The sequence below is a fragment of the Clostridium sp. N3C genome (assembly GCF_900095445.1).
Classification (GTDB): domain Bacteria; phylum Bacillota; class Clostridia; order Clostridiales; family Clostridiaceae; genus Clostridium_AU.
The window spans coordinates 26,691-34,306 of the sequence record NZ_FMJL01000026.1 but is presented as its reverse complement, the minus strand read 5'-3'; the positions used below and the strand labels follow the sequence as shown (position 1 = coordinate 34,306).

10 protein-coding genes are annotated in these 7,616 nt (G+C 34.5%); 9 read left to right on the top strand and 1 reads right to left on the bottom strand.

Going from position 1 to position 7,616, the window contains the following annotated elements; translation table 11 throughout:
• Positions 1–256 precede the first annotated feature (256 nt).
• The 6 genes from namA to dcd all read left to right on the top strand — a co-directional run bounded on the left by namA (position 257) and on the right by dcd (position 5,764).
• Complete coding sequence (namA, locus tag N3C_RS08685; protein WP_074365638.1) at positions 257–1,285, top strand: NADPH dehydrogenase NamA; 1,029 nt, start codon at positions 257–259, stop codon at positions 1,283–1,285.
• Between the two features lies 1 nt (position 1,286).
• A complete protein-coding gene (locus N3C_RS08680) occupies positions 1,287–1,757 on the top strand; it encodes a methylated-DNA--[protein]-cysteine S-methyltransferase (RefSeq protein WP_074365637.1) in 471 nt (156 codons plus the stop codon).
• A gap of 102 nt (positions 1,758–1,859) precedes the next feature.
• Complete coding sequence (locus tag N3C_RS08675; protein WP_074365636.1) at positions 1,860–2,741, top strand: SDR family oxidoreductase; 882 nt, start codon at positions 1,860–1,862, stop codon at positions 2,739–2,741.
• A gap of 171 nt (positions 2,742–2,912) precedes the next feature.
• A complete protein-coding gene (locus tag N3C_RS08670; protein ID WP_074365635.1) occupies positions 2,913–4,688 on the top strand; it encodes a M3 family oligoendopeptidase in 1,776 nt (591 codons plus the stop codon).
• Between the two features lie 12 nt (positions 4,689–4,700).
• A complete protein-coding gene (gene cutA / locus N3C_RS08665) occupies positions 4,701–5,051 on the top strand; it encodes a divalent cation tolerance protein CutA (RefSeq protein ID WP_074365634.1) in 351 nt (116 codons plus the stop codon).
• 194 nt (positions 5,052–5,245) lie between these two features.
• Positions 5,246–5,764 (top strand): dCTP deaminase, encoded by a 519-nt coding sequence (gene dcd / locus N3C_RS08660; protein ID WP_074365633.1) that lies wholly within the window; start codon positions 5,246–5,248, stop codon positions 5,762–5,764.
• Positions 5,765–5,824: 60 nt separating this feature from the next.
• On the opposite strand, the gene N3C_RS08655 is transcribed toward dcd, so the two are convergent.
• A complete protein-coding gene (locus tag N3C_RS08655; protein ID WP_074365632.1) occupies positions 5,825–6,463 on the bottom strand; it encodes a 4Fe-4S binding protein in 639 nt (212 codons plus the stop codon).
• 67 nt (positions 6,464–6,530) lie between these two features.
• Here N3C_RS08655 and N3C_RS08650 point away from each other — a divergent pair, with 67 nt between their 5' ends.
• From N3C_RS08650 to N3C_RS08640, 3 genes are all read left to right on the top strand, one after another.
• Positions 6,531–6,938 (top strand): putative ABC transporter permease, encoded by a 408-nt coding sequence (locus N3C_RS08650; RefSeq protein ID WP_074365642.1) that lies wholly within the window; start codon positions 6,531–6,533, stop codon positions 6,936–6,938.
• Between the two features lie 153 nt (positions 6,939–7,091).
• Positions 7,092–7,289, top strand: a complete 198-nt coding sequence (locus N3C_RS08645) for an alpha/beta-type small acid-soluble spore protein (protein WP_074365631.1) — start codon at positions 7,092–7,094, stop codon at positions 7,287–7,289.
• Between the two features lie 64 nt (positions 7,290–7,353).
• Positions 7,354–7,587, top strand: coding sequence for a DUF1292 domain-containing protein (locus N3C_RS08640; protein WP_178377799.1), 234 nt, complete (start codon positions 7,354–7,356; stop codon positions 7,585–7,587).
• Positions 7,588–7,616 lie beyond the last annotated feature (29 nt).

Sequence of the window (7,616 nt, the reverse complement as noted above, 5' to 3'; positions counted from 1 at the left end):
TTTAGCTAAAAAATTATTTTTTAATTTCTTGGAATACTGAAATAGGAGTTCCTAGTTGGTGTGATGCGTGGAAAGCAAATTGATTTTGTAGTTCTGGATAAATATTTGAAGCTGATTTATTTATAGTATGATAAAGCATTCATATTAAAATAAATTAAGGGAAAGATTAAAAATAAATTAGAAAAAAGGTACTATGATATAATATAAGTATTACCTTAAGTATAGCAAAGTTTTATATAGAAAAGGAGATAACAATATGGCTAAGTTATTTGAAGATATAAAGATTAATGGATTGACTATAAAAAATAGAATAGCTATGGCACCAATGTGTATGTACAGTGCTGGTAAGGATGGAATGGTGGAAGATTGGCATGTGATTCATTATGCTACTAGAGCTATAGGTGGTACAGGACTTATTATTCAGGAGGCTACTGCGGTAGAGAGCTGTGGTAGAATATCTGATAGAGATTTAGGAATTTGGAAGGATGAACATATAGAGGGACTAAAAAGAATTACAAAGTGCATAAAAGACAATGGAGCGGTACCAGCTATACAGCTTGCCCATGCGGGAAGAAAATCGGAAGTCTTTTATGAACCGGTAATAGCACCTAGTGCCATTGCTTACAGTAATGATTACAAGGTACCAGAAGAGATGAAATTAGAGGATATAGAGAGGGTTGTACAGTCTTTTAAAAAAGCAGCAGAAAGAGCTTTGAAGGCAGGCTATGAAGTAGTGGAAATTCATGCTGCTCATGGATATTTGATTAATGAATTTTTATCCCCTTTAACTAATAAGAGAGAAGATGAATATGGCGGTAGTTTAGAAAATAGAAGCAGATTTTTAAGAAGAATAATAGAGGCAGTAAGAAGTGTGTGGAAAAAGCCTATAATAGTTAGGGTTTCAGCAGAAGATTATGAAGAGGGAGGCAACCATCCCGAGGACTTAGGGGCAATCCTAAATTTAGTAAAGGACTTAGGAGTGGATATGGTAAATGTAAGCTCTGGAGGCGTAGTAAATGTAGTTCCAAAGGCTTTTCCTGGCTATCAAGTAGAATTTGCAGAAAAAATAAAGAAAATTACTGGATTAGCAGTTATGGCAGGAGGATTATTAACAACATCGGAGGAATGTGAAGGAGTGCTGGCTAAAGAGAAAGCAGATATGATATTCCTAGGAAGGGAATTGCTTAGAAATCCATATTGGCCTTTGAAAGCTGCTTCAGAATTGCAGGTAGAAGTGCCTTGGCCAAAGCAATATGAGCGTGGAAGGTATAGGGTAAATAGATAGAATGAGAGAGTATATTTATTATTACAAGTCACCTATAGGCAATATAAGAGTGGTAGGTGATGAGAATGAAATATTAGCTTTAGACTTTACAGAGCAGATAGAAATCAATGAAGGAGAGTATCCAAAGGTAATAAAAGAGTGTATAGCTCAATTGGAAGATTATTTTTCAGGTAAGAGAAAAAACTTTAGCATAAAATATTTTTTAAGAGGTACTGAATTTCAAAAGAAGGTATGGGAGGAGCTTACTAAAATTCCTTATGGGGAAACAGTAACCTATAAATATATTGCAGAGAAAATAGGTAATGAAAAGGCGATAAGAGCGGTAGGTAGCACTAATGGCAAGAATCCGATAAGTATCATTATTCCCTGCCATAGGGTAGTAGGAAGCAAGGGAAAGCTAGTAGGCTATGCTTGGGGGATTTGGAGAAAGCAATGGCTCTTGGAACATGAAAAGAAATATAAAAATATTTAGCACATATAAGAATGAGGTTAGGGAAAAAATATTCTTGAAGTAGAAGCTACTTCTTTAATGAAGTAACTTTCTTTCTATAAATACTTTTATGGAGGTTTGTATATGGAAAGTAATTTCCCTGGGGCTAATTATCCTAAGGCTTTTCCAGCTCAAAAACAGGATAAGCAGCCTGGCATTGAAAAGAATATGAATCCCAGACCTATATTTGAAGATCCTATGTATGGCCTTCCATCTGGTAGATTACAGGGTAAGACTGCTATAATTACCGGTGGAGATAGTGGGATAGGAAGGGCTGTGGCATTGGCCTTTGCAAAGGAAGGGGCAGACCTAGCTATTTTATATTTAAATGAGACTGAGGATGCAGAGGAAACTAAAGCTCTTATAGATAAAATTGGAAGAAAGTGCATGCTCTTGCCGGGAGATATCGGAGATGAGCAGTTTTGCATTGATGCTGTGAATAAGGTTATAAAGGCATTTGGTAAAATTGATATATTGGTTAATAATGCAGCAGAGCAACATGTTCAAACTAAGCTTGAGGATATTACAAAGGAGCAATTGGAGAGAATATTCAGAACTAATGTGTTTTCTGTCTTTTATCTTACAAAGGCAGTATTGCCCCACTTAAAGCCTGGTAGTTGCATAATAAATACTTCATCTATTACAGCTTACAAGGGAAGTCAGGATTTAATTGATTATTCTGCAACAAAAGGAGCTATAACCTCTTTCACCCGGTCTCTTTCCACAAATCTAGCTTCAAGAAATATTCGTGTGAATGCAGTGGCGCCTGGTCCCATATGGACACCTTTAATCCCAGCCTCCTTCAATGAACAGGACACTGCAAAGTTTGGCAGCAATACTCCTATGGGAAGAGCCGGTCAACCGGTGGAATTGGCGGCAGCTTATGTATTCCTGGCTTCTAATGATTCCTCTTATATAACTGGCCAAACCATTCATGTTAATGGAGGTACTGTGGTGAATGGCTAAAAGAAATCTGCAATGGCCTTTAATAAATTAAAAACTGTTGTACTGAGTAGGCTGGTACAGCAGTTTTTTTATTTACTTGAAAATTATGTTTATCGCTTGCCAAAAAGTTGGTGTATAATTTAGTTTATTAGAAAATATATATGGACCGTACTAAAAGGAGGTAGAAATGTTATGGAATATGAATGGAGTTTAAAGGAGTTATATCCTTCCTTTGATAGTGAGGAGTTTAAGAAGGATATGGTGGCCTTGGATGCTTATATTGAGGAATATAAGACTTGGGTAGATTCTATTACTGATAATTATAATGATGCAGTAAAAAAATTAGAGCAGTATATAGAAATAGAAAGCGGTGGAGCAAAGCTTATTAGCAAGCTTTACGATTTTTCAGAATTAACTTTAAGTGTAGATACAAAAAATAAGGCTGCACTTAAAAGTTCAGAAATACTTCAGGCTAAAATTGCTACTACAGCAGAGCATAAGGCTAAGCTTAAGAGATGGATTGGTGGAATACCTGATATAGAAAAGCTTATTGAATCTTCAAGCATACTATCAGAACATAGATTCCATCTTATGGAGATTGTTGAACAGAGCAAGTATTTATTAAGCAATGCAGAAGAAGCAGTTATAGCGAAAATGAGAAATACTGGTTCAAATGCTTGGTCTAAATTAAAGGATTTAGTAACTTCCACTTTAAAGGTTGATATTGAGTTAGATGGTGAAAAGAAGCAATTACCATTAAGTGTTATAAGAAATATGGCTTATGAAAAGGATAGAGACTTAAGAAAGAAAGCATATGAAGCTGAATTGGCTTCTTATAGTAAAATCCAGGATACAGTAGCTGCATGTCTTAATGGTATAAAGGGAGAAGTTATAACTGTATGTGAAATGAGAGGTTATGAGTCTCCTTTGCATGAAACTTTGGTAAATTCCAGAATGGATAAGGAAACCTTAGATGCTATGCTTACGGCTATGAAAGAAAGCTTGCCTGCCTTTAGAAAATACTATAAAAGAAAAGGAGAGTTAATGGGTAGCAGCAAAGGTCTTGCATTCTATGACTTATTTGCACCGGTAGGCAATGCAGATATGCCTTTCCCTTATGAAGAAGGTAAGAAGTTTGTAGTAGATAATTTTAGAACCTTTAGCGATAGTTTAGCAGACTTTGCTCAGAAGGCCATGGATAACAACTGGATAGATGTTATGCCAAGAGAAGGAAAGGTAGGAGGAGCCTTCTGTGAGAATATACATGCTATTGGTGAAAGTAGAATAATGCTAAATTACGGAGGCAACTTTACTGATGTAGTAACTATGGCCCATGAATTAGGACACGGTTATCACGGTGAGTGTCTAATGAAGGAAAGTATATTAAATAGCGACTATCCAATGCCTATTGCTGAAACTGCATCTACCTTCTGCGAAACTATAATTAAGAAAGCAGCTATTAAAAATGCTTCCAAGGATGAAGCCTTCTTTATTCTAGAAACTGAGATAAGCGATTGCGGTCAAGTAATTGTAGATATATATAGCAGATTCTTATTTGAAAGTGAAGTATTTGAAAGAAGAAAGGAAAGTTCATTAACTGCTGAAGAATTAAATGACATAATGCTTAGAGCTCAAAAGGAAGCCTATGGAGATGGACTAGATCAAGATTGTCTACATCCATATATGTGGATACCTAAGCCACATTATTACTATGCAAATTCTAACTTCTATAACTTCCCTTATGCCTTTGGTTTACTATTTGCTAAGGGTCTTTATGCAGAGTATCTAAAGAGAGGTAAGGATTTTGCCAAGGATTATGATAGGCTTTTGAGTGTAACCGGTAAAAATAAGATTGCTGATGTTACAAAGCTTATGAACATAGACGTACGCAATAGGGACTTCTGGAGAAGCTCCTTAAAGACTATTGAGGAAGATATTGAGAAGTTCTTAGAATTAAGTGAAAAGTAAGGGTGATAGTTTGTGGATTTCCAATTTGTTAAATTTGAGGTTTTTATACCAGAAGAGTATGTAGATAAACTTCGGCAGGCTTTAAATGAAATTGGAGCTCTCACCATTGGAGGTAATTATGATAGCTGTATGTCTGTTACTAAGGTTACAGGATACTGGCGACCTTTAGAAGGAGCAGATCCCTTTAATGGAAGGGTAGGAGAGCTATGCCAGGCTGAGGAGTGTAAGGTAGAGTTTTCTTCTAGAAGAGAATTGGCTAAAGAAACAATGCAAACTATACTTAAAGTTCATCCTTATGAAACTCCGGTTATTAATGTATTGCCTATTATTAATGGCGTTGGAATAAAGGATTTACTAGATTAAAAAGAGGCTTTTGCCCTAGAAATACTAGAGCAAAAGCCTTTTGTCTATATAAGGGACAATTGTAATCACATTTTACTTAGTTTATAATCTAAATATATTGAGGCTTTAAAATTAAGTGTAAGGTTAATACAATATATGTTTTTTTGCTTTAACTAAAGTTAAACATTCATAAAAGGATTAAGAGGTGTTGCAAGATGATATTATCAGGAAGAGAAATAGCTAAAAATATTGGGAAAGATATAATAATAGAACCTTTTAATGAGAATCAATTAAATCCCAACAGTTATAATTTAAGATTGCATAATGAGTTGCTTGTTTATGAAGAAGAGGTTTTAGATATGAAAAAACCTAATAAATATAAGACTATAACCATACCTGAAGAAGGTTTATTGCTGGAGCCTGGAAGGCTTTATCTAGGTAGAACTGTTGAATATACAGCTACAAAGAACTTTATACCTATGTTAGAAGGTCGTTCCTCCATAGGCAGATTGGGACTATTTATACATGTTACTGCCGGTTTTGGAGATGTAGGTTTTAAAGGTTATTGGACTTTAGAAATCTTTTGTGTTCAACCAATAAGAATATATCCTAATGTGGAGATCTGTCAGATCTACTATCATGATATTCATGGTGAATATTATGAATACAAAAGCGGTAAATATCAAGGAAATACAGGAGTTCAACCTAGCTTACTATATAAGGATTTTGAATAGTATTTAAACTTTTTTATATTACATAAATGGAGACCTAAGGGCCTCCATTTTGCTTTTTAACTATTCTTTAATAGAATTTTTAGGACAGATTTTCATGCATCTATCGCACTGTATGCAGTCAGGATGGGTTAAGTTGCAACCTTTAAAGCGGTAAGGGCTAATACTCATAGGGCATATTTTTGCGCAAAACTTGCAGGAAACACAGTTATTGTGAACCTTTAAGCTGCTTCTATTATTATTTAATTGACATATTAGGCTGGATAATGTCCCCATGGGACAAAAATTGCACCAGCTTCTTTCGTTAAAAGCAAAAGCTAGAATGATTCCTAGGAAGCTTGTCAAAGCAATCATTCTATAAAAGACTAAACCTATTTTTTTTAAGTCCCCATTACTATGTACAATACCCTTAAAAAATATAGATAGCATAAGAACAACCATAGGATATCTAAAAAGTTTTGATCTTAATAGCCAGGGTACAGATTTATGATTACTAACTTTAGCCAGAATATTATCATAGAAGCTGCCTCTTGGACATAAATTACCACACCAATACCGGCCCTTAAAAAAGGAAATTATAAGGGGACATATCATGCAAAGAGAAGCGGAAATAGCCCATATTGGATTGAAGATACTTATAATTAATAAGAAAAAAAGAATCAAAAAAGAAAATTTTTTCCATATAATCTTAAATCTTTTCATAAGCAACACCTAAATAAGATTTTATTCCACATAGTATATATATTTGAAAAAAACAAATAATATTTTTATGTTTAAAAGATTTATTTTTTACGGATTTGTTGGATTATGTATGGAAGTAATCTGGACTGGACTTGGAGCTCTTCTAAATGGAGACATCAAATTATCTGGAACAACTTATATATGGATGTTTCCTATTTATGGATCTGCAGTTTTTCTTGAGCCAATTCAAACAAAGTTAAGGAATATGCCATTTATTTTAAGAGGAGGTGTATATGGTATTTTAATTTTATTAACAGAGTATGTAAGTGGTATATTCCTTAGATATTTAATAGGATGCTGTCCATGGGATTATAGTGGTAATCCATTATCATTGAACGGAGTTATTAGGCTGGATTACTTCCCAGTATGGTGCTGTGTTGGTTTGCTGTTTGAAAAGATACATTCCACCTTAGATCGGGTGTACATAACAACTTAAAAAATGAGTCCTCTTTGCTAAAGCTAGCCATTCAAGATACTTTGTGGTCTGCTTGGACAAAATTTTATAGGTTATTATATAGCCTATTGCACAAAATAATAATGCAAACAGAAATTAAGGTTTGCAAAAAGAAAGTAAAAGGAGGAATCGAGAATGGCAAGTAAAAATAATAGAGTTTTAGTACCATCAGCAAGAGCAGGGCTAGACAGATTTAAGGTGGAAATTGCTAGTGAACTCGGTATCTCTAATTACGATGAAATTGACAAAGGTGAGTTAACATCTAGACAAAATGGATATGTTGGCGGAGAAATGGTTAGAAGAATGGTTCAGGATTTTGAAAGCAGATTATAGTTTCTAATGAGGGGGAACAAATAGTTCCCTCTTTAATAAATAAAAAATGATGGGAGGTTTTCCCGTGAAGTATATAACAGTTACCATGGACAATGGAAAACAAGAAAAACTTGAAATTTTGGAGAGAATAGATATAGCTAATAAGCACTATGTTATAGTAGCGCCAGAGGATTCAAATTTGGCTTACGCTTACAGGGTAACAGTGAAGGGAAAGTTTGAAGAATATGAATCTGTTGGTGCTGGTAAGGAATTTGATGCGGTTTTAAAGAAGTATAATGAATTAGTGGCCAATAGTTAGATTTTACAATCACAAATTTAAAAAGAAAA

Coding starts and splice junctions, on each gene's coding strand:
- dcd (WP_074365633.1), top strand. CDS start 5,246: ATGATATTATCAGGAAGAGAAATAGCTAAAAATATTGGGAAAGATATA.
- N3C_RS08650 (WP_074365642.1), top strand. CDS start 6,531: ATGTTTAAAAGATTTATTTTTTACGGATTTGTTGGATTATGTATGGAA.
- N3C_RS08645 (WP_074365631.1), top strand. CDS start 7,092: ATGGCAAGTAAAAATAATAGAGTTTTAGTACCATCAGCAAGAGCAGGG.
- N3C_RS08675 (WP_074365636.1), top strand. CDS start 1,860: ATGGAAAGTAATTTCCCTGGGGCTAATTATCCTAAGGCTTTTCCAGCT.
- N3C_RS08680 (WP_074365637.1), top strand. CDS start 1,287: ATGAGAGAGTATATTTATTATTACAAGTCACCTATAGGCAATATAAGA.
- N3C_RS08670 (WP_074365635.1), top strand. CDS start 2,913: ATGGAATATGAATGGAGTTTAAAGGAGTTATATCCTTCCTTTGATAGT.
- namA (WP_074365638.1), top strand. CDS start 257: ATGGCTAAGTTATTTGAAGATATAAAGATTAATGGATTGACTATAAAA.
- N3C_RS08655 (WP_074365632.1), bottom strand. CDS start 6,463: ATGAAAAGATTTAAGATTATATGGAAAAAATTTTCTTTTTTGATTCTT.